Raw genomic sequence first — 18351 nt, 5'->3', positions numbered from 1 at the left:
CAAGATGAACATCACCAATACGGAAAACGACATGGCTGGCTTTCAACGCGCAATGGAGAGCAAGACTGGCCGCAGCCTGACAGGTTCACAGTTCCAGTTCGTTTGGAACCTCACGGAAATCACGCACCGGGAGATACTGCATTCCGGCAAGTTCAAGGACGTGCTTACCGATTTTTCCCAAACGTTCGCCCGCCATCAACCTTTCGACGCCATGAAAGCCGAGATTATCATCAGGGATGTCTACGCCTCGCGTTACGACCTAACCATGAAAGCGACTCTGAAGGTCCTGCAGGACAGAGAGGCAACGCTGACTGACCTCGAAAAAAGCAAAGGGCATGCTTACGCGATTAATATCGGCATACGGATAGAAGACGGTGACATCCCTCTCTACCGCGCCCTGGATAAAGCGGCTGTGGATTACGCACAAGATCTCGGGATTAGCGAAGCGGGCGCTAAACGCGTCATCGCAGAATCATTCAAAGCCAAAGAGGGAAAAGACTTCTACCAGTGGGCCAAAGAGACTGAGAAGCAATATTATACCCCTGAAGCACGGTCCTTCAGCCGAAGAGAAAGAAAAGAAGACGGGCAAGCCCAAAGGCGAACGCGCACTCAGTCGCAATAGGGAGACACCATCATGAGAGATATTTTCTTCGCCAAGGTTGATTTGCCACACGGAAAAAACATGACCCAGCCAGTGACGCAATCTCACCTGGAGTTATTCGGGATACGTCAAAGCGCCGTTCACTATCTCAATGAGGCGCACGATACAGTACGCCGAATAGAACACGAGCAAACGCACGATTTGGGTCACATCGGACGCGCCGAAGCAATGTGTCTTGATTATCATTGTCCTGCCGGGCGATTGCCAATGAATCAATGCCTGCGCTGGGAGCTGCTTTTGCAGGCCATCGGTGAACTTCACAGCATCAAAGAGCAATTTGGCGAAGGGCTTATTGATAAGCCTGAGTGAGCGCGCCCGGCACGGTTTATTTTCATAACTAACTGAAAACGCAACAATATTACGCCGTTTTTACTTGAACATACAGGAATATAAACCTATATTGTTCTCTTTTTGTTCAAACGGAAAGGAGGTATAGTGATATGATTGAAAAACCAACAAAGAACAATCCGCATGCAGGCCAACCGGGCGGTTATCGTCATTGGCCTCCAAAGGAGGTTACGGCCCTTGTAAAGCTAATAGCGCGTGTCGCGGCTGAAGAGGATTTTATTGACGAAGAAGCACCTAAGGGAAAATACAACTAGAGGAAAAACCTGATATGAAAAAGATTGCGATATACGCACGCTATTCCAGCGACCTTCAAAAACAAACTAGCATCGAGGATCAAATCCGCGTTTGCAGAGAACGAGCTGAAAGCGAAGGCTGGCAAGTTGCCGAAGTATATTGTGATCACGCAATATCGGGAGCATCCCTCATTCGCCCGGGAATTCAAGCACTCATGAAAGCCACTGCAAGCGGACAATTCTCTATTATTGTTGGTGAAGCATTGGATCGTTTTTCCAGGGATCAAGAGGACATTGCACACTTGTTCAAGCGGGTTGAATTTGCTGGTGCCAGCATGTTCACACTGTCAGAGGGCGAAATAAGCTCAATTCATATTGGTTTGAAAGGCACAATGAACTCTCTTTTCCTTGAGGATTTACGCCATAAAGTCCGTCGCGGATTGAGGGGGCGCGTGGAAAAAGGGAAATCAGGCGGTGGTAACTCCTACGGATACGACGTTGTTAAAAAGTACGACGCAAGTGGTGAGCCCATTCGAGGCGACCGTAAAATAAACACACAAGAGAAGTCAGTCATTCTACGAATCTTCCGTGACTACTGCGTCGGAAAGTCACCGAAGAGCATAGCGTTAGAATTGAACAAAGAAGGTGTTCCCAGCCCGTCTGGAAAGGGGTGGGGGCAATCGACCATCAATGGCAATAGAAGGCGAGGAACCGGTATTCTAAACAATGAGCTTTATATAGGGCGGCTTGTTTGGAACAAGGTAAAATATATTAAAGACCCGGACACTGGAAAACGGGTTTCCCGCTTAAATCCAGAATCAGAATGGATTATCAAAGAGCTGCCTGAACACAGAATTGTTGATCACGATCTTTGGGATGGAGCGAAAGCCAGACAAAAATCACTTGATAAAAACAAAGGGAAACTCTGGAAGAACAATCGCCCAAAATATCTTCTTTCTCAAATCCTTAAATGCGGCTGTTGTGACGGTGGTTTTTCGATGGTTTCGGCGACCCACCTGGGCTGTTCAACAGCCCGGAACAAGGGAACCTGTGATAATCGCCTAACAATGAAGCGAGAAACTTTGGAACAGGCAGTTATCGGAGCGCTTCAAACCCATTTGATGGACGAGGAACTCTGCAAAATCTTTTGCGAGCAATACACTAGCCATTTGAACGCGCTGCGTAAGGAAAAAAATGGTGCCCTTCATCAGATGAAGAAAGAGCTGTCCAAGATTGAACGGGAAGAAAAGAAAGGCATTCAGGCTATTTTTGATGGATTTGCCAACGAAGCTCTTAAATTGCATTTAAATGAGCTTGATGAGCGCAAAAAAACGATCCTCGCCACTTTGGATGGAATGCAAGAAGACAAGGTCATTTTTCACCCGAGCTTATCCGGTCGCTATCATACAGCTATTCGAAATTTGGTCGAAACGCTGAATAAGCCTCAGCATCGCGCTGAATCAGCAGAAACACTTCGAGGCTTGTTAGAGAAAATAGTATTGAAGCCGGTATCAGGTGAAGCCCGCCTAAGCGTTGACCTTCACGGAGACTTGGCAGGAATCCTGTCTATCTCAACTCAGATGGACAGAAGTAGCCTCGAACGGCAACTGTCTTGGTATAAACCTCAACAGCAAGCCGCGTTGGTTGCGGGGGTAGGATTTGAACCTACGACCTTCAGGTTATGAGCCTGACGAGCTACCGGGCTGCTCCACCCCGCGCCAAAAACGTGCTGAGTTCCTCAGCGACAGGCAGCATGTAGCACTCCTCTTTGGGGAATGAAAGGTATATGTGACGTTTTTTGTAAGTCTTTTTTGATCCTTCCATCAAAGGGCGGAAACCGGCCTTTCAAGGGCGCAAATAGGGTCAGATAAGGTTCAGTTCTGTGGCGATGCGTGTCAGGTGGGCGGTGTTGCCGCCATTGGTTTTTTCGCGGATGTTGAGGCGATGGCTTTCTACCGTGCGCACGCTGATGGAGAGTTTTTCGGCGATTTCCTTGTTGGCAAGACCACCGGCGATGCCTTGCAGCACTTGGCGTTCGCGGCCGGACAGGCCATAGGCGCAGATGCGGCTGGGGTCGGCGGGCGGGGGTGTGGCACTGACAGAACCGTTGATGCGGTTGCTGTGTTGACGGCTTTGCTCCTCATCAATTGCGGGGGCGAAGGACGCGGGCATGAGGGATGGTGCGACCTTTGCGGAAAAATAGAGACCGCCAGCTGCAACCGAGCGGATGGCGGATAGCATTTCCCGGGCATCGGCTTCTTTCAGCAGATAGCCATTGGCGCCGGCTTTGACCGCGCCTTGCACATATTCAGTGGCATCATAGATCGACAGCATCAGGATTTTGCAATCATGCTTGTTTTCGCGGATTTTGCGCGCAGCCTCCAGACCGTTCATCACCGGCATTGAAATATCCAGCATGACCACGTCAGGGCTGTGGCGTTGCACAAGATCTACGGCCTCAGCGCCGTTTTTGGCTTCTGCCAGGATTTTCAGATCGGACGTGCCCAGCAGCCGGGCGCGGATGCCATCGCGGACCACTTCGTGATCATCAGCTATGATGATCGAGATGTTCGAGGACATTATGCCGCCTCCCGAATTTGTGGCGTGGTCGATTGCAGATTGGTTTCTGCGCTTGGGTCTTCGCGGGTGAGATCGAGAGGCATGGTGATGTAGATTTCGGTGCCGCAAGTGATGCCGTCGAATTCTGCAGGCCTGATAACCAGTTTACCGCCGTGACTTTCCACTCGTTCCATCATGTTGCGAATACCAAGGCCGGTGTCAGTGGATGTTGAAGCGGGACTGCCAGAGCCACCATTGCGCACTTTGGACGGCAGGCCCTTGCCATTGTCGCGAATGCGCATGACGAGCATGCCGTCCTGCCGTTTCAGTTCGACACTGACACGACTGGCCTCGGCGTGTTTGGCAATATTCGTGAGGCTTTCCTGAAGCACCCGGTAAAGCGCCGTTTTGGCCCCGTCCGGCAAGCTTGGCCCGACCGGCGTTGCCGTCACCTCCACATGAAGCCGGGTCTGATCGGCAAAATCATTGCACAGGTTCTGAATGGCTGCGGCAAGGCCCAGATCATCCAGCACGCTTGGGCGCAGATCCTTGGAAATGCGGCGCACTTCACTGATGGCATTGTCCAGAACGTGCATGGATTTGGCGATCAGCGCGCGGGGACTGCTGGTTGTGGTGGCTTCCGGCTTTTCATTGTTTTTTTCCATTGTATGGGCGGGAGCGTCTGCCGGGGCCTGCGCATGGGCCAAATCCAGCGAATAGCGCGCGCCGACCAGCAACTGGCTGATGCCGTCATGCAATTCTGTGGAGACGCGTTTGCGCTCGTCCTCCTGCACATTGACGATGCGCCGCGTCAGGTCTTTCAGCTTGCTGTCAGCAAACCGTTCTTCAGACAGGCGGATGGCAAACAACATTGCGCTGACCATCAGCACCGCCACAAAGGTCAATGCAAACAGGATGATCGCTGTCTGGTTGACGTTTTCTTCGGTCTGGGCGCGCAGAATGCTGATCTCGTTCTCAATGTCATCAAGATACAGGCCGGTGCCGAACATCCAGCCCCATTTTGGTAGGTAATCCGCATAGCCCAGCTTTTCGGCGGCCTGGCCAGTGGTGGGCTTGTTCCAGATATAGCGGTGGAAACCGCCGCCATCCTGCGCCGCTTTGATGAGGTTGCGGATGACGTAATCGCCATTGGGGTCCTGCAGATCCCACCAGTTTTCGCCAACCAGCTCTGGCAGACGCGGATGAACCAGGCTGTTGCCGTCATTATCATAGACAAAGAAATAGCCATCATCGCCAAAGGTCATGTCGTGCAATATCTGCATGACTTCCGCCTGCGCCGCTTCCTGACCGGCTGGCTCGGCATCATATAGGTGTCGGATTGATGTTTGTGCCAGTGAAATGTAATTGCGGATTTCGGCCTGCCGGGCTGCCAATATGCGTTTTTCCACGGTGGCCAGTTCTGCACGTATAAGCCGATCTGCCTGAAAGGAGATCACCAGCCAACTGAGCGCCGATACGGCGAGCAATGGCAGGATTGTTATCAGCAGCAGCCGGGTCCTGAAGGTCAGCCGAGGCAGTCTGTTGGACCTCATAATTGGCTCCCCAGTGCATGCACGGACGGGTTATTGATTGTTCTGATCATTGTTTGCCTCCCCCTGACACCCAAACTCAGTAGTACTACGCATTTTTTCCGCAGTTAACGCAATAGCCATGTCGATAGTGATTGCCTAGACAGACGCCTGCACCATTTGTAATGGTCGCCGCGGCTATGCGCGTGGTAAGAGTTTCGCATGACTTTGTGCAAGGGAGGAAATCTGCACATGACTAATTCAAAACTGGATCGTCGATCCTTTATCAAATCCGCTGGTCTGGTGACCGCTGGTGGCGCTGTTGCGACCACATTGGCGACGCCAGCATTGGCTCAGGATACACGTGAGCTGAAAATGGTCACGACCTGGGGCAAAAATCTGCCGGGTCTGGGCACGGGCGCGCAGCGTCTTGCCGACCGTATTACGAAAGCCTCGGATGGGCGTATCTCCGTTAAACTGTTTGCTGCCGGCGAGTTGGTTCCTCCATTTGAGAGCCACGATGCGGTACAGAGCGGTACCGCTGATATGTATCACGGTGCTGAGTATTACTGGCAGGGCAAAAACAAGGCGTTTAATTTCTTCGCTGCTGTTCCAATGGGTCTCACAGCTGCAGAAAATGATGCCTGGATGCAATTTGGCGGTGGTCAGGAATTGTGGGATGAGTTGTCCGCAGGCTTCGGCGTCAAGGCGTTGCCTGCCGGTAATACGGGTGCCCAGATGGGTGGCTGGTTCCGCAATGAAGTCAACACTGTTGAAGATTTGAAGGGCATCAAAATGCGCATGCCCGGCCTTGGTGGAGAAGTTCTGCGCCGTGTTGGCATGACTGCCGTGGCGTTGCCCGGCGGCGAAGTGTTCCCGGCCCTGCAGGCTGGCACCATTGATGCAACCGAGTGGGTTGGCCCGTGGCTTGATCTGACATTCGGCTTCTACAAAGTGGCCAAATTCTATTACGGTCCTGGTTTCCATGAGCCCGGCACAACCTTGTCACTGGGTATCAACAAGGGCATCTGGGATTCCATGTCAGAAGCTGATCAGGAATTGATTTCGGCTTGTGCTTACGCTGAAAACAATCAGATGTATTCCGAGATCAATTTCCGCAATGGCGCTGCATTGGCTGAACTTGTCAATGTGCATGGCGTGCAGCGCAGAGACTTCTCCGACGAGATCTTTGAAGCGTTTGCCAAGGCATCCGAGGAAGTTGTTTCGGAAGTGGCTGAAGATGATCTGGGTCGCAGAATTGTGGACAGCTTCCGCAAAGCCCGTACAGATCTTGGTGGCTGGCTGAATGTGCAGGAGCTGCCATATGTGCAGCGTCGCAACAAATATCTCGGATAAACCAATCTGAAAAAACCTCCCGCACGAAAGTGCGGGAGGTTTTTTGCTTTAACTTAATTTCTCTCATGCCTCGGGGGCCATATCATGCGTGCGCTGGCTGATCTGATTGATCGGGTCAATAAATCTATCGGCAGAACCGTCATGTGGTTCGCCCTGTTCATTGTCCTTATTCAGTTTGTTGTTGTGGTGATGCGCTATGTCTTTGGCGTCGGCTCAATTTTTGCGCAGGAAAGCATCACCTATCTGCATGGCTTTCTGTTTATGCTGGCGGCAGCCTATACGCTTCTGACTGATGGTCACGTGCGCGTTGATATTTTCTACCGCGATGCCCGTCCGCGCAAAAAGGCGATGGTCAATCTGGTCGGTGCCTTCCTTCTCATGATCCCGGTCTGTGTGCTGATTTTCTGGACGTCATTTCCTTACGTCATTGCATCCTGGGCGGCACTGGAAGGGTCACCGGAAACCAGCGGTATTCAGGCACGTTACATTCACAAAACCGCCATTCTGGCGTTTGCTGCAATGATGGCGCTGCAAGGTGTTTCCATGGCCATTCGGTCATTGCTGGCACTGGGTGGTGACGAAATAGAAATCGATCGATTGCGGATGAGCCAGGAATTGCCGGAACTGCGTGAGCAGCGAACTGAAAAAACACGCGCCGGGGGGCAGACATAATGGACGTCTCTATTGGACAATCGCTCGACCTTTTGATGTTTGCCACGGTTTGCGTGGTGCTGTTGATGGGTTTTCCGGTGGCGTTTACGCTGGCTGGAACAGGGCTGGCCTTTGGTCTGATCGGCTATGTGGTCGGTGTTTTCGACCCCTCCTTCCTGCTTGCCACTCCGCAACGCCTGTTCGGCATTATGACCAATGAGGTTCTCATTGCCGTGCCGCTGTTTGTTTTCATGGGGGTCATGCTGGAGCGCTCCAAGGTTGCCGAAGAATTGCTGGAAACGATGGGCCAGCTGTTTGGGACTTTAAGGGGTGGTCTGGGCCTGTCGGTTACCATCGTGGGCGCTTTGCTGGCCGCATCGACCGGGATTGTGGGTGCCACCGTTGTCACTATGGGTCTGCTGTCTTTGCCGACTATGCTGGAACGCGGCTATTCCAAACGACTTGCCTGCGGGTCAATTGCCGCATCGGGAACATTGGGGCAGATCATTCCGCCCTCGATTGTTCTGGTGATCTTGGGCGATCAGATATCCAACGCCTATCAAAAGGCTCAGTTGGATATGGGTAATTTCTCACCGGATACTGTGTCTGTAGGCGATCTGTTTGCTGGAGCTCTGCTGCCGGGATTGATGCTGGTTGGCATGTATATGCTGTATCAGATCGGCATGGCCATTTTGAGCCCGGAAAGCTCGCCCGCAATGCCGCCTGAATCCGGTCAACGGGTCAGTATTGGCAAAGTGTTTCATGCCCTTGTGCCTCCCATTGTGCTGATTATCTCGGTGCTGGGCTCCATTCTTGGCGGCATCGCAACACCAACGGAAGCAGCTGCCGTGGGTGCCGTCGGCTCAATTTTCCTTGCAGGTTTGCGTGTCGGCAATGGCAGTCCGTGGCCCATCTATCTGGCGGCAATTGCGCTGGTCGTGGTTCTGTTTATGACGGTCAATCTTGATCTGCGGGTTGCGCGTAATGAAATCTCGCAATTCGATCAATATGCAATTTACGCTGCTGCTGTGTGTTGTCTGATCGTTGCCATAGGTATCGGTGTGGCCCTGCTGCGTGTTTTCCGTGAGGGTGTTCTGACCAAGGTGGTGGAAGGTACCACCCATGTGACGACCATGGTGTTTGTCATTCTGATCGGTGCGTCCATTTTCTCGCTGGTTTTCCGTGGGCTGGGCGGTGAAGAGCTGGTTCATGAAATGCTGCGGGACATACCGGGCGGCACCATTGGTGTTGTCCTGACCGTTATGTTGCTGATGTTCGTTCTGGGCTTCTTTCTGGACTTTCTGGAAATTGTGTTTGTGGTGGTTCCGCTGGTCGCTCCCATCCTTCTGCAGCTTGAAATGCCGAATGGAGATCCGATCAGTCCGGTCTGGCTGGGTATCATGATGGCTGTCAATCTGCAGACATCCTTTCTGACGCCGCCATTTGGCTTTGCCCTGTTCTATCTGCGCGGTGTCGCACCGCCCAGCGTCAAGACATCGGATATCTATCTTGGGGCCATTCCCTTTGTTTTTATCCAGATGATTGCCCTGGTGGTTTTGTGGTACCTGCCATCGCTGGCAACCTGGTTGCCGAAAGTGGTTTACGGCCCGTAGGATCGGATTTCAAAAACCTCAATTGTATAGAAAAGCGCCGTTGAATGACCTTCAGCGGCGCTTTCTGCCATTCGGGCGATTGACAGTCCGGCTGTTGCGCCCAACATGGAGAGCATGCCCATTTTTTTGATCTTTGCCATTTTGTTCATCCTGTTGATTTTCGGACCCTCTTTCTGGGTGCGGCGACAGCTTAAGAAGCATGCACGCCCCAGGCCCGATTTTCCCGGAACCGGCGGTGAACTGGCTTTGCATCTGATTAAGCGCGCAGGGCTGCGTGGTGTTGGTGTAGAGCCGATTGATGAGGGCGGAGATCATTATGATCCCGAAACCCGGACGATCCGTCTCAGCCGGTCATTTTACCGCGGAAAGTCTATCTCCGCGGTTGCGGTTGCAGCGCATGAAGTTGGGCACGCCCTGCAACATGCACGCAATGAAAAGCTCTTCCATTTGCGCATGGCGCTGGCAAAATCCATTCAGCCGATCAACAAGATCGCCGGTGCTTTGCTGATTGTCGGCCCGATGATTGCGATGATCGCCCGCGCCCCCAGTTTCAGCCTGATGTTTTTTCTGCTGGGTATTCTGGTGCTTGTTCTGCAACTGGTCATTCATCTTGTCACACTGCCAGTGGAATTTGACGCCAGTTTCGGCAAGGCGCTTCCCATCTTGTCGGGCGGTGACTATCTCGATCAATCAGATTTACCGGCTACACGTTCGGTTTTACGGGCCGCTTCACTGACTTATGTGGCCCAATCACTGGCGGGTGTGTTCAATCTTTGGCGGCTTTTGCGTTTGCTGCGATAGAATTTTTGAAGCCTACCTTGGAAATACTCTGAAAACGCTCTAGCTACTCTCATGTCACAAGCGACCAATGAGACGTAAACACCAGCGAGGGCATTCATGCTTAAAGATATCACCGATAAGAATGCCCCGACCGTATCAGTTGCTCTGGATGAGCGGTATCTGCGGATGAAGCAGGTCCAATTGCCTGGCGATCATCCGCCGGTAAAGGCGGGCAAAATTGGTGTTCTGCTGGTAAATCTTGGCACGCCTGACGGCACCGAAAAGAAGCCGATGCGCCGTTACCTCAAAGAATTTCTGATGGATAAACGGGTGATCGAATGGCCGCGCGCGCTGTGGTTTCCAATTCTGTTTGGCATTGTGCTGAACGTCCGCCCAAAAAAGAGCGGGGCTGCTTATGCGGAAATCTGGAATTACGAGCTGAATGAATCTCCGTTGCGAACGTTTACCCGCAGCCAGGGTGATCAACTGGCTGAAATTCTCGCCGGTCATGAAAATGTGGTGGTGGACTGGGCCATGCGGTATGGCAAGCCGCCCATCAAGGAACGCATTGAAGCTTTGCAGGCAGCTGGTTGTGAGCGGATTCTGGTGTTCCCGCTCTATCCGCAATATGCAGCTGCCACAACGGCCACAGTCAACGACAAGACATTTGAAGCGCTGATGCAGATGCGCTGGCAACCAGCCTTGCGCACAGTGCCGCCCTACCATGATGATCCGGCCTATATCGACGCACTGGCGGCCAGCATCGAGACCTGTCTGGGCAAGCTTGATTTTGAACCGGAAAAGGTGATTGCTTCCTATCACGGTATTCCACAAAGCTACTTCAAAAAGGGCGATCCTTATCATTGTCATTGCATGAAAACCTCCCGGCTTCTGGAAGAGCGCCTTGGCTGGGACAGCGGGCCAAACAAGGGCCGTTTGATGACCTGCTTTCAGTCGCGTTTCGGACCGGAAGAATGGCTGCAGCCCTACACGGACAAGACCGTCGAGAAACTGGCTAAGGAGGGGGTCAAAAGCGTGGCCGTTTTCAACCCTGGCTTTGTTTCGGATTGTCTTGAAACGCTGGAAGAAATTGCCGGAGAGGCTGGCGAGATATTTGAGGAACATGGCGGCGAACATTTTGCCCATATTCCCTGCCTGAATGACACGCCGGAAGGCATGGCCGTGATTGAAACCATGGTGCGCCGCGAACTTTCCGGCTGGATCTGAGCGGCCTCGCTAACCGGAACGCCAGTGGCCTGACAATCGGCGGGATTGTACAAGTCTCATAAAAGCCCCATATATTACCAATGAGAATAATGGTGAAAGCAGGCGGGTTTTGGCTGCCTGGTATCTGGTATGGGGAACTTTGATGTTCGGTTTTGACGTATTTGTATTGAGTTTGGTCGTTCTGCTTGTCGTCGTCCTGTTTTTTACACTCAAACAGGTGCCGCAGGGCTTCAATTATACCGTAGAACGGTTTGGTCGTTACACCCGTACCATGAAGCCCGGCCTCAACATTCTTGTACCTTTCATTGACCGGATTGGTGCTCGGCTGAATATGATGGAGCAGGTGCTGGACGTGCCGTCCCAGGAAGTTATCACCAAGGATAATGCCTCCATCACTGCCGATGGTGTGACCTTCTATCAAGTGCTGGATGCAGCACAGGCGGCCTATGAGGTCTCCGGACTTGAGAATGCGGTTCTGAACCTGACCATGACCAATATCAGGACAGTGATGGGGTCTATGGACCTGGATCAATTGCTGTCCAATCGTGACGAGATCAATGCCCGATTGTTGTCGGTGGTCGATCAGGCGGTTTCGCCCTGGGGCCTGAAAATCACACGTATTGAAATCAAGGACATCAACCCACCGCGCGATCTGGTTGAGGCCATGGGCCGCCAGATGAAGGCGGAACGGGAAAAACGTGCCTCCATTCTGGAAGCGGAGGGCATGCGCCAGTCGGCCATTCTGCGCGCTGAAGGCGAAAAGCAATCCCAGATTCTGGAATCTGAAGGCCGCCGTGAAGCCGCTTTCCGGGATTCAGAGGCGCGTGAGCGTGAGGCCGAAGCGGAAGCCCGAGCTACTACAGTTGTTTCCGATGCCATTGCTGCCGGTGATATTCAGGCGATCAATTATTTTGTTGCCGGAAAATATGTCGACGCGCTGCAGGCTATTGCCAGTGCGCCGAACCAGAAAGTGTTGATGCTTCCGGTGGAAGCCGCTGCCGTGATCGGATCTATTGGCGGCGTTGCCGAAATCGCACGCGAAGCTTTTGGTGATAGTAAAAATTCCACACGCAAGGGCGGTTCGCGCCAGCCTGACACAGGACAGTGAGACTGCGCTGATGGAAAATAATGGCTCCTACATCGTGCAACTGGCTTCAGACCTTGGGCCCTGGGCTTGGTTGATTGGCGGCATTGTTTTGCTGGCGCTGGAATTGGCCATGCCGGGCAGTTTTCTGATCTGGCTTGGTCTGGCTGCGCTGGTGGTCGGCATTGCGTCCTTGGTTGTTGATTTGTCATGGCAGGTGGCCTGGATTGGTTTTGCGGCGCTTGCACTTGTTTTTCTGCTGGTGGGCCGCAGACTGTTTTCTGCCGAGCAAACGACATCCGATCGACCCCATTTGAATGAACGCGGTCAGGCGCTGATTGGACGACAGTTTACGCTGACTGAACCAATTGTGGGTGGGGAAGGGCGTGTGCGCATTGGCGATACGCTGTGGCGTGTCCGGGGGCCAAACCTGACAGCCGGAACGCAGATTGAGATCAGCCAGACAGACAGTGCAACATTGATTGTTGTCCCTGTCGCCGCCAGTAATTCTTAGACGAAGTGACCCAATCGAAAGTTCAATAGGCTGGCGCTTGCTCGCCAACCTTTGGGCATTTACTCTGTACTGAACAAAAACCCAGCAGCCCAGCAGTATTGCGCCCATGTTTAAGAAAATCCTGATTGCCAATCGTGGTGAAATTGCCTGTCGCGTCATGCGCACGGCCCAACACATGGGCATTGCAACTGTGGCTGTCTATTCTGATGCGGACCGGAATGCGCTGCATGTGCAGATGGCAGACGAAGCTGTCCATATCGGCCCGCCGCCTGCCGCTGAATCCTATCTTCGGATTGATCGGATCATAGAGGCCTGTCGCCAGACCGGTGCGGAAGCTGTGCATCCGGGCTATGGGTTCCTGTCAGAAAATGCAGCCTTTGCAGAGGCGCTTGACGAAGCCGGCATTGTCTTTATTGGCCCAAACCGCAGGGCCATTGAAGATATGGGTGACAAGATCCGGTCCAAAATTGTTGCCGCCGAGGCTGGTATTTCGACCGTGCCGGGCGCGCCTGATACGATCAGGGATGCAGAACACGCTGCGCGCATTTCCGCCCAAATCGGATTTCCGGTGATGATCAAAGCCTCCGCAGGTGGTGGCGGTAAAGGCATGCGGATTGCCTGGAACCATGATGAAGCGTTGGAGGGCTTTGAGCGGGCCCGCTCCGAGGCGGCATCGTCCTTTGGGGATGACCGCATCTTCATAGAAAAATTCATTGAGAACCCACGCCATATCGAAATTCAGGTGCTGGGTGACAAGCACGGCAATGTCATCCATCTGAACGAGCGTGAATGCTCGATTCAACGCCGCAATCAGAAAGTGATTGAGGAGGCGCCGTCGCCTCTGCTGGACCCGGAGACCAGAGCACGGATGGGCGAGGAGGCTTGTGCGCTGGCGCACGCTGTTGGCTATGACACAGCGGGCACTGTGGAATTCGTTGTCGGGCAGGATAAAAGTTTTTACTTTCTTGAAATGAACACTCGGCTGCAGGTGGAGCACCCTGTGACTGAGCTGATCACGGATGTCGATCTGGTCGAGCAGATGATCCGTGTGGCCGCTGGCGAGACATTGTCCTTGCAGCAGAGCGATATCGGCATCAATGGCTGGGCGATGGAAAGCCGCATTTACGCGGAAGACCCCTATCGCAATTTTCTACCCTCGATTGGCCGTCTGGTGCGTTTTCAGCCGCCAGCCGAGACATTCGACGGGGTTTCCACTATTCGCGTGGATACCGGGGTGGTTGAAGGCAGCGAGATTTCCATGTTTTACGATCCGATGATTGCCAAATTGTGCAGTCATGGGGCCACGCGTGACCTGGCCAATCAAGCCATGGCTGGTGCGCTTGACGCATTTGTCGTTGAAGGAATTGGCCACAATATTCCGTTTCTGGCGGCTCTCTTTGATCATCCGCGTTGGCAAGCAGCAGAGCTGTCTACGGGCTTTATTGCCGAGGAATATCCAGAAGGCTTTGAAGGCGCGGATTTGTCTGAAGAGACGGCGCGCAAACTTGCTTGCGCCGCGCTGTCACTGGAGCTGGTGCGCAAGGACCGGTTGGATCACATGACAGGCCGCCTTCGACCCCATACAGGCGCTGTGCCCAAAGGCTGGTCTGTTGCGCTTGGGGACTACGCTTTCCAGATGGATGTGACGCGATTTGTTGCGGGCGAGACATCGTCGCTTCAACTGGTGTTTTCCGACAGCTCTGAACCCTATCAGATTACAGCGTCCTGGCGTGCCGGAGCTGCGTTGTGGCGCGGGATGGTGAATGATGAACCGTTGCTGGTGCAGATTGCCAATGCGCCAGGTGGTATGGCTCTCAACTGGCGCGGAATTGGTTCCACTGCGCGGGTTTTGCCCGCCGCGCAGGCGCGGCTGAATGCACTGATGCCTGTCAAGGAAGCACCGGATACATCCAATCTGCTGTTGTGTCCCATGCCGGGCTTGGTGGTGTCTGTTTCGGTGGAAGTGGGCCAACCGGTCAAAGCCGGGGAGACCCTGGCCGTTGTTGAAGCCATGAAAATGGAAAATGTGTTGCGTGCTGAACGCGATGCAACCGTGTCAGCCATTCATGCCGTTGCCGGGGACAGTCTGGCTGTGGATGCCATTATCATGGAATTTGAAAGCTGAGCCGGCTTAGAACAGACGCTTGAATTCCTGCTGTAGCGCGACATCGACATCTTCCATGGTTGCCGTCACGCCCAGATCAAAAAGGCTGGTGACGCCATGCCCTGCTACGCCGCAGGGCACAATACCATCGAAATGCGTCAGGTCCGGCTCCACATTAATGCTGATACCGTGAAAGCTGACCCATTTACGCAGGCGAATGCCAATGGCGGCAATCTTGTCTTCCCGCATAGTGCCATCGGGCAAAGGTGATTTTTCCGGTCGCCGAACCCAGACCCCGACCCGGTCTTCCCGGCGCTCACCGGTAATGCCAAACGTGCCGAGCGTGTTGATGACCCATTGTTCCAGAACGGCCACAAAGCGGCGCACATCCTGCGTGCGGCTTCCCAGGTCGAGCATGACATAGGCGATGCGCTGCCCAGGCCCGTGATAAGTGTATTGTCCGCCGCGTCCGGTTTGAAAAACCGGGAAGCGATCGGGCAGCAGCAGATCTTCCGACTGCGCGCTTGTGCCTGCGGTGTAAAGGGGCGGATGCTCAAGCAGCCAGACCAGTTCCGGTGTTTGATGGGAAGCGATGTCTGCAGCACGTGATTCCATGCGTTGCAGCGCTTCTTCATAAGGGACCGGATGATTGCTGATGGCCCATTCAACGTGCTCAACCCCTGAAATTGGGGGTTGCTGCGCAATTCGTTTCAAGTCCAGTGCGATCTCTGCCCGTTCGTTAATCATTTGTTTACCTTAAATTCCGCAAAACAGGTATGAGCATACTGCTTTGCAATCGGTCTTGGCCGATAAGTCCTTATCAGATGGAGCCCTCTTATGGCGACCCTCGACGTCATTGATGTAGACCTTGCCGTTGGCCTTGGCCACACTCATATGCCGGTCCATCAATTGTTGCGGATGGGCCGCGGTGCCGTCATTGCGCTGAACACCGATGCGGACCAGGACCTGGTCCTGTTTGCCAACGGGATGCCGGTTGCCGATGTGCAGGTGGTTCTGCAAGGCGATAAGGTTGCCATTGAAATCAAGCATGTTCATGGTCGCTCTCATAAAGAAAGCCCGGCGGAAGCTGCATAAATCAGTCAGGACGAACAAGCCTCTTGTGAACCGGTCAAAGGTTTGATAGATGAGCGGTTGCAGGGCACACTTGGTGCCCGGTTTCGTGTACAGTGCGGTCGTGGCGGAATTGGTAGACGCGCAGCGTTGAGGTCGCTGTGGGGTAAAACCCGTGGAAGTTCGAGTCTTCTCGACCGCACCATCATTAGAATTTTTATTCCCCCTGCATCATTGATTTAATTGCGTTATATGGGATGGCGATGGTTTGGTGCACCCAAGTCGCGTTGAATTGAGCTACAATTTGAATTCGGATGGCTCATGCGCGACCGTGATCGACACCTCAAGCAACGAAATTTTCGATACTACTACGCACGCCGCGTGCCGCGGAAACTCGCACACGTGGATTCGCGAGGTGTCATTCGGTTCGCGCTCAATACTGACAACATCGCTATTGCACGAGACAAGCGTGATGAATTGGAGCGCGCCGACGAGCTTTTTTGGTCTGCCCTCGTTACGGGCAAGAGTGGGGTGTCCGCGTTGCAGCGGTACCAGGCAGCTTTGGAACGCGCCAGCCTGCTGGGTTTCACTTACGCTCCGGCGGGAGAGCTTGCCCGTACAGCCAGCGTGGGTGAGTTACTCGACCGTATTGAGACCATCAAAAGCGAGCAAGATGTTCCAACCACAGAGGCGCTGTTGGGGAGGGTCTCTCGTCCGAAGCTGAAACTGACTGAAGCCTTTGATATATACGTCGATGAAATTGCCGCCAGTGAATTGACCGGCAAATCACAATCGCAAAGTGCGTCTTGGAAAAAGGTGAAACAGCGGGCGGTCAACAATTTCAACAAAGTTGTGGGTGACATTCCGCTTGAGGACATAAGCCGGGAAGACGCCCGAAAGTTTTATAAGTGGTGGCTTGATAGGGTTTCTACGAAGGATCAATTGAAGGGATTTTCTGCATCGTCCGCCAACCGTGATTTAGGCAACATGCGCAAATTATTCACCGAGTATTTTAAATACATAGGCGAAGAAGTCCGGCTTAACCCATTTAGAAATATGTCTTTTGCGGGGTCTGTTGCATTAACTGATAAAACTGACTGATATTTGCGTTTTGTGATCTGGAGCATGAATATGAAACGCACGAACCTTTCAAACGGCACCGGTTTTCCCGCGATGTCATTCTGACAGCCGTACGCTGGTACTGTCGCTTTGCACTTTCATACCGCGATGTCCGAGATCTGCTTGAAGAACGGGGAGTTAGTGTGGATGCGGCAACCATATACCGCTGGGTCCGCAAATTCGGCCCGGAGATATCCAAACGATCATTCCATCATAGGACTTGTCGCGGCCTCGCGTGGCATGTTGATGAAACATACGTTCGTGTCGGCGGTAGATGGCGATATCGCTGGCGCGCTGTCGATCAAAACGGCCAGTTAATCGACTTTCGGCTGACCGCGAAGCGAGATGCGAAAGCAGCACGGGCTTTCTTCCGTCAAGCGCGAGAAAATGCCCGGTTTTATCAACCGATGACGATGATTTCGGACAAGGCTCACAGCTACGCCAAGGTAGTCTCAAAGATGAATGAATGGTCGTTCCCAGGTGAGGAAATCGTGCACATTGATCGGAAGTGGAAGAATAATCGCATTGAATCAGATCATGCCGCATTGAAAAAGCTAATTACGCCAATGCGCGGGTTCAAATCACTGAGCGCCGCCAAAGATGCGTTGAAAGGTATCGAGATCTTTCGCAGCGTTAAGAATGGCCATGTTCGCAACAAGGCTCCTGGTGTCGCAGGCGAAATCTGTTTCATTGAGCGGCTCTTCGCTCAAACCTTCTGACCAAGTCAGGAAAACCGGCAAAGTTCCGTCTCAACCGAGTTAATGCAACAGACCCATCTAAAACGGTTACGCCATGGCACGATTGCGTCCATTGCGCCAGGTCGTCAAAGACGCCGCGATCTGAAGCACTAGCACGATTGTGACCAGCCCGACAAAAGGCCACTGGAACCAGTTCGGCTCAGGCGTTTGTCGGTGGAAATCGAGGAAATGCATGAACAGGAAGTAGCCAGTATGAATGACCGACAGCCACCATAAAACATAAGTCCCCTGCTGGACGAATTTCCAGACCGAACTGCCAAGCCAGCGAAGGCTGCGATCATTCGATGTTGCCGCCAGGATTGCTCCGTAAAGCAACGCAAGCACGCCCACCAGGTTGGCCAGCCCGAAGCCGTGCTGCACCATGACGTACCGCTGCAGACTCGGATGAAACTCAAATCCGACAAGACGCATCAGGTCCAGTTCGACCCAGCCGAACAGGATGATCGTGAAATGGACCAGCGCCAGCATGACCGCATAGATCCCCAGTTCGCGGCGATAGGGCACCCAACGAACAAAGCTACGCCACAATCGCGACATTGGGCCGAGCGCCATCGCCAGAGCGACAAGCACCAACGACATGTCCCCGACCGCCCGGTTCCAGCGATGCATAGGCGACCATTCGGCGCGGCTGTACAGGAACAGCGCCGTTCCGATCACAGCCAGGACAATCACAATCAGATGGCGGACCCACCAGGCTTTCGTATTCAAAATTGCTGCCGTCATCTCAACCTCTATTGTTATTGA

20 protein-coding genes and 2 tRNA genes are annotated in these 18351 nt (G+C 53.2%); 16 read left to right on the top strand and 6 right to left on the bottom strand.

The window, feature by feature from the left end; translation table 11 throughout:
* Positions 1–4: 4 nt before the first annotated feature.
* From RAL91_RS22015 to RAL91_RS22000, 4 genes are all read left to right on the top strand, one after another.
* Entirely contained in the window at positions 5–622 is a 618-nt protein-coding gene (locus RAL91_RS22015; protein ID WP_306258388.1) for a hypothetical protein, read from the top strand.
* Between the two features lie 12 nt (positions 623–634).
* Complete coding sequence (locus RAL91_RS22010) at positions 635–970, top strand: hypothetical protein (protein ID WP_306258387.1); 336 nt, start codon at positions 635–637, stop codon at positions 968–970.
* Positions 971–1101: 131 nt separating this feature from the next.
* Complete coding sequence (locus RAL91_RS22005; RefSeq protein WP_306258386.1) at positions 1102–1263, top strand: hypothetical protein; 162 nt, start codon at positions 1102–1104, stop codon at positions 1261–1263.
* A 14-nt stretch (positions 1264–1277) separates the two neighbouring features.
* On the top strand, positions 1278–2927 hold the full coding sequence (locus RAL91_RS22000) for a recombinase family protein (protein WP_306263064.1): 1650 nt from the start codon (positions 1278–1280) through the stop codon (positions 2925–2927).
* On the opposite strand, the gene RAL91_RS21995 is transcribed toward RAL91_RS22000, so the two are convergent.
* The 3 genes from RAL91_RS21995 to RAL91_RS21985 form a co-directional block, all read right to left on the bottom strand.
* A tRNA-Met gene (locus tag RAL91_RS21995) sits at positions 2884–2960 on the bottom strand. The genes RAL91_RS22000 and RAL91_RS21995 overlap by 44 nt on opposite strands.
* 145 nt (positions 2961–3105) lie before the next feature.
* Complete coding sequence (locus RAL91_RS21990; RefSeq protein ID WP_306258385.1) at positions 3106–3822, bottom strand: response regulator transcription factor; 717 nt, start codon at positions 3820–3822, stop codon at positions 3106–3108.
* Positions 3822–5354, bottom strand: a complete 1533-nt coding sequence (locus tag RAL91_RS21985) for a cache domain-containing protein (RefSeq protein WP_306258384.1) — start codon at positions 5352–5354, stop codon at positions 3822–3824. The genes RAL91_RS21990 and RAL91_RS21985 overlap by 1 nt, the downstream gene beginning before the upstream one ends.
* A gap of 228 nt (positions 5355–5582) precedes the next feature.
* Between RAL91_RS21985 and RAL91_RS21980 the strand changes: the two genes are divergently transcribed.
* The 3 genes from RAL91_RS21980 to RAL91_RS21970 all read left to right on the top strand — a co-directional run bounded on the left by RAL91_RS21980 (position 5583) and on the right by RAL91_RS21970 (position 8950).
* Positions 5583–6686 carry a TRAP transporter substrate-binding protein gene (locus tag RAL91_RS21980; RefSeq protein WP_306258383.1) on the top strand — a complete coding sequence of 368 codons (1104 nt, stop codon included), beginning with the start codon at positions 5583–5585 and terminating at the stop codon, positions 6684–6686.
* Between the two features lie 84 nt (positions 6687–6770).
* Positions 6771–7358 (top strand): TRAP transporter small permease subunit, encoded by a 588-nt coding sequence (locus RAL91_RS21975; protein WP_306258382.1) that lies wholly within the window; start codon positions 6771–6773, stop codon positions 7356–7358.
* On the top strand, positions 7358–8950 hold the full coding sequence (locus RAL91_RS21970; protein ID WP_306258381.1) for a TRAP transporter large permease subunit: 1593 nt from the start codon (positions 7358–7360) through the stop codon (positions 8948–8950). The genes RAL91_RS21975 and RAL91_RS21970 overlap by 1 nt, the downstream gene beginning before the upstream one ends.
* Here RAL91_RS21970 and RAL91_RS21965 read toward each other — a convergent pair.
* The gene (locus tag RAL91_RS21965; protein WP_306258380.1) at positions 8938–9090 is read right to left on the bottom strand and encodes a hypothetical protein; all 153 of its coding nucleotides are present in this window, start codon (positions 9088–9090) and stop codon (positions 8938–8940) included. The genes RAL91_RS21970 and RAL91_RS21965 overlap by 13 nt on opposite strands.
* Between RAL91_RS21965 and RAL91_RS21960 the strand changes: the two genes are divergently transcribed.
* From RAL91_RS21960 to RAL91_RS21940, 5 genes are all read left to right on the top strand, one after another.
* Positions 9065–9751, top strand: a complete 687-nt coding sequence (locus tag RAL91_RS21960; RefSeq protein WP_306258379.1) for a zinc metallopeptidase — start codon at positions 9065–9067, stop codon at positions 9749–9751. The two genes, RAL91_RS21965 and RAL91_RS21960, sit on opposite strands and share 26 nt — an antisense overlap.
* A 165-nt stretch (positions 9752–9916) precedes the next feature.
* Positions 9917–10957 (top strand): ferrochelatase, encoded by a 1041-nt coding sequence (hemH, locus tag RAL91_RS21955; protein WP_306263061.1) that lies wholly within the window; start codon positions 9917–9919, stop codon positions 10955–10957.
* A gap of 142 nt (positions 10958–11099) precedes the next feature.
* A complete protein-coding gene (locus RAL91_RS21950) occupies positions 11100–12065 on the top strand; it encodes an SPFH domain-containing protein (protein ID WP_306258378.1) in 966 nt (321 codons plus the stop codon).
* Complete coding sequence (locus RAL91_RS21945) at positions 12007–12555, top strand: NfeD family protein (RefSeq protein ID WP_306258377.1); 549 nt, start codon at positions 12007–12009, stop codon at positions 12553–12555. The genes RAL91_RS21950 and RAL91_RS21945 overlap by 59 nt, the downstream gene beginning before the upstream one ends.
* 106 nt (positions 12556–12661) lie before the next feature.
* A complete protein-coding gene (locus tag RAL91_RS21940; RefSeq protein WP_306258376.1) occupies positions 12662–14680 on the top strand; it encodes an acetyl/propionyl/methylcrotonyl-CoA carboxylase subunit alpha in 2019 nt (672 codons plus the stop codon).
* A gap of 6 nt (positions 14681–14686) precedes the next feature.
* Here the strand turns inward: RAL91_RS21940 and lipB are convergent, their stop codons facing one another.
* Positions 14687–15406, bottom strand: coding sequence for a lipoyl(octanoyl) transferase LipB (lipB, locus tag RAL91_RS21935; protein WP_306258375.1), 720 nt, complete (start codon positions 15404–15406; stop codon positions 14687–14689).
* 90 nt (positions 15407–15496) lie between these two features.
* On the opposite strand from lipB, the gene RAL91_RS21930 reads away from it, so the two are divergent.
* The 4 genes from RAL91_RS21930 to RAL91_RS21915 all read left to right on the top strand — a co-directional run bounded on the left by RAL91_RS21930 (position 15497) and on the right by RAL91_RS21915 (position 17568).
* A complete protein-coding gene (locus RAL91_RS21930) occupies positions 15497–15754 on the top strand; it encodes a FliM/FliN family flagellar motor switch protein (protein WP_306258374.1) in 258 nt (85 codons plus the stop codon).
* 94 nt (positions 15755–15848) lie between these two features.
* Positions 15849–15935 (top strand) — tRNA-Leu (locus tag RAL91_RS21925).
* A gap of 116 nt (positions 15936–16051) precedes the next feature.
* Positions 16052–16831 carry a DUF6538 domain-containing protein gene (locus tag RAL91_RS21920; protein WP_306258373.1) on the top strand — a complete coding sequence of 260 codons (780 nt, stop codon included), beginning with the start codon at positions 16052–16054 and terminating at the stop codon, positions 16829–16831.
* Positions 16828–17568, top strand: coding sequence for an IS6 family transposase (locus tag RAL91_RS21915; protein ID WP_306263059.1), 741 nt, complete (start codon positions 16828–16830; stop codon positions 17566–17568). The genes RAL91_RS21920 and RAL91_RS21915 overlap by 4 nt, the downstream gene beginning before the upstream one ends.
* A gap of 66 nt (positions 17569–17634) precedes the next feature.
* Here RAL91_RS21915 and RAL91_RS21910 read toward each other — a convergent pair whose 3' ends face one another.
* On the bottom strand, positions 17635–18330 hold the full coding sequence (locus RAL91_RS21910; RefSeq protein WP_306258372.1) for a ferric reductase-like transmembrane domain-containing protein: 696 nt from the start codon (positions 18328–18330) through the stop codon (positions 17635–17637).
* Between the last annotated feature and the right edge of the window lie 21 nt (positions 18331–18351).

This window comes from Pararhizobium sp. IMCC21322 (assembly GCF_030758295.1).
GTDB lineage: Bacteria > Pseudomonadota > Alphaproteobacteria > Rhizobiales.
The sequence above is the reverse complement of the archived record's forward strand: the minus strand, read 5'-3'. Positions and strand labels throughout refer to the sequence as shown.

Excerpts from the sequence above, each read along its gene's own strand:
- RAL91_RS22015 (WP_306258388.1), top strand. The coding sequence starts at position 5 with ATGAACATCACCAATACGGAAAACGACATGGCTGGCTTTCAACGCGCA.
- RAL91_RS22010 (WP_306258387.1), top strand. The coding sequence starts at position 635 with ATGAGAGATATTTTCTTCGCCAAGGTTGATTTGCCACACGGAAAAAAC.
- RAL91_RS22005 (WP_306258386.1), top strand. The coding sequence starts at position 1,102 with ATGATTGAAAAACCAACAAAGAACAATCCGCATGCAGGCCAACCGGGC.
- RAL91_RS22000 (WP_306263064.1), top strand. The coding sequence starts at position 1,278 with ATGAAAAAGATTGCGATATACGCACGCTATTCCAGCGACCTTCAAAAA.
- RAL91_RS21990 (WP_306258385.1), bottom strand. The coding sequence starts at position 3,822 with ATGTCCTCGAACATCTCGATCATCATAGCTGATGATCACGAAGTGGTC.
- RAL91_RS21985 (WP_306258384.1), bottom strand. The coding sequence starts at position 5,354 with ATGAGGTCCAACAGACTGCCTCGGCTGACCTTCAGGACCCGGCTGCTG.
- RAL91_RS21980 (WP_306258383.1), top strand. The coding sequence starts at position 5,583 with ATGACTAATTCAAAACTGGATCGTCGATCCTTTATCAAATCCGCTGGT.
- RAL91_RS21975 (WP_306258382.1), top strand. The coding sequence starts at position 6,771 with ATGCGTGCGCTGGCTGATCTGATTGATCGGGTCAATAAATCTATCGGC.
- RAL91_RS21970 (WP_306258381.1), top strand. The coding sequence starts at position 7,358 with ATGGACGTCTCTATTGGACAATCGCTCGACCTTTTGATGTTTGCCACG.
- RAL91_RS21960 (WP_306258379.1), top strand. The coding sequence starts at position 9,065 with ATGCCCATTTTTTTGATCTTTGCCATTTTGTTCATCCTGTTGATTTTC.
- RAL91_RS21965 (WP_306258380.1), bottom strand. The coding sequence starts at position 9,090 with ATGGCAAAGATCAAAAAAATGGGCATGCTCTCCATGTTGGGCGCAACA.
- hemH (WP_306263061.1), top strand. The coding sequence starts at position 9,917 with ATGAAGCAGGTCCAATTGCCTGGCGATCATCCGCCGGTAAAGGCGGGC.
- RAL91_RS21950 (WP_306258378.1), top strand. The coding sequence starts at position 11,100 with ATGTTCGGTTTTGACGTATTTGTATTGAGTTTGGTCGTTCTGCTTGTC.
- RAL91_RS21940 (WP_306258376.1), top strand. The coding sequence starts at position 12,662 with ATGTTTAAGAAAATCCTGATTGCCAATCGTGGTGAAATTGCCTGTCGC.
- lipB (WP_306258375.1), bottom strand. The coding sequence starts at position 15,406 with ATGATTAACGAACGGGCAGAGATCGCACTGGACTTGAAACGAATTGCG.
- RAL91_RS21930 (WP_306258374.1), top strand. The coding sequence starts at position 15,497 with ATGGCGACCCTCGACGTCATTGATGTAGACCTTGCCGTTGGCCTTGGC.
- RAL91_RS21920 (WP_306258373.1), top strand. The coding sequence starts at position 16,052 with ATGCGCGACCGTGATCGACACCTCAAGCAACGAAATTTTCGATACTAC.
- RAL91_RS21910 (WP_306258372.1), bottom strand. The coding sequence starts at position 18,330 with ATGACGGCAGCAATTTTGAATACGAAAGCCTGGTGGGTCCGCCATCTG.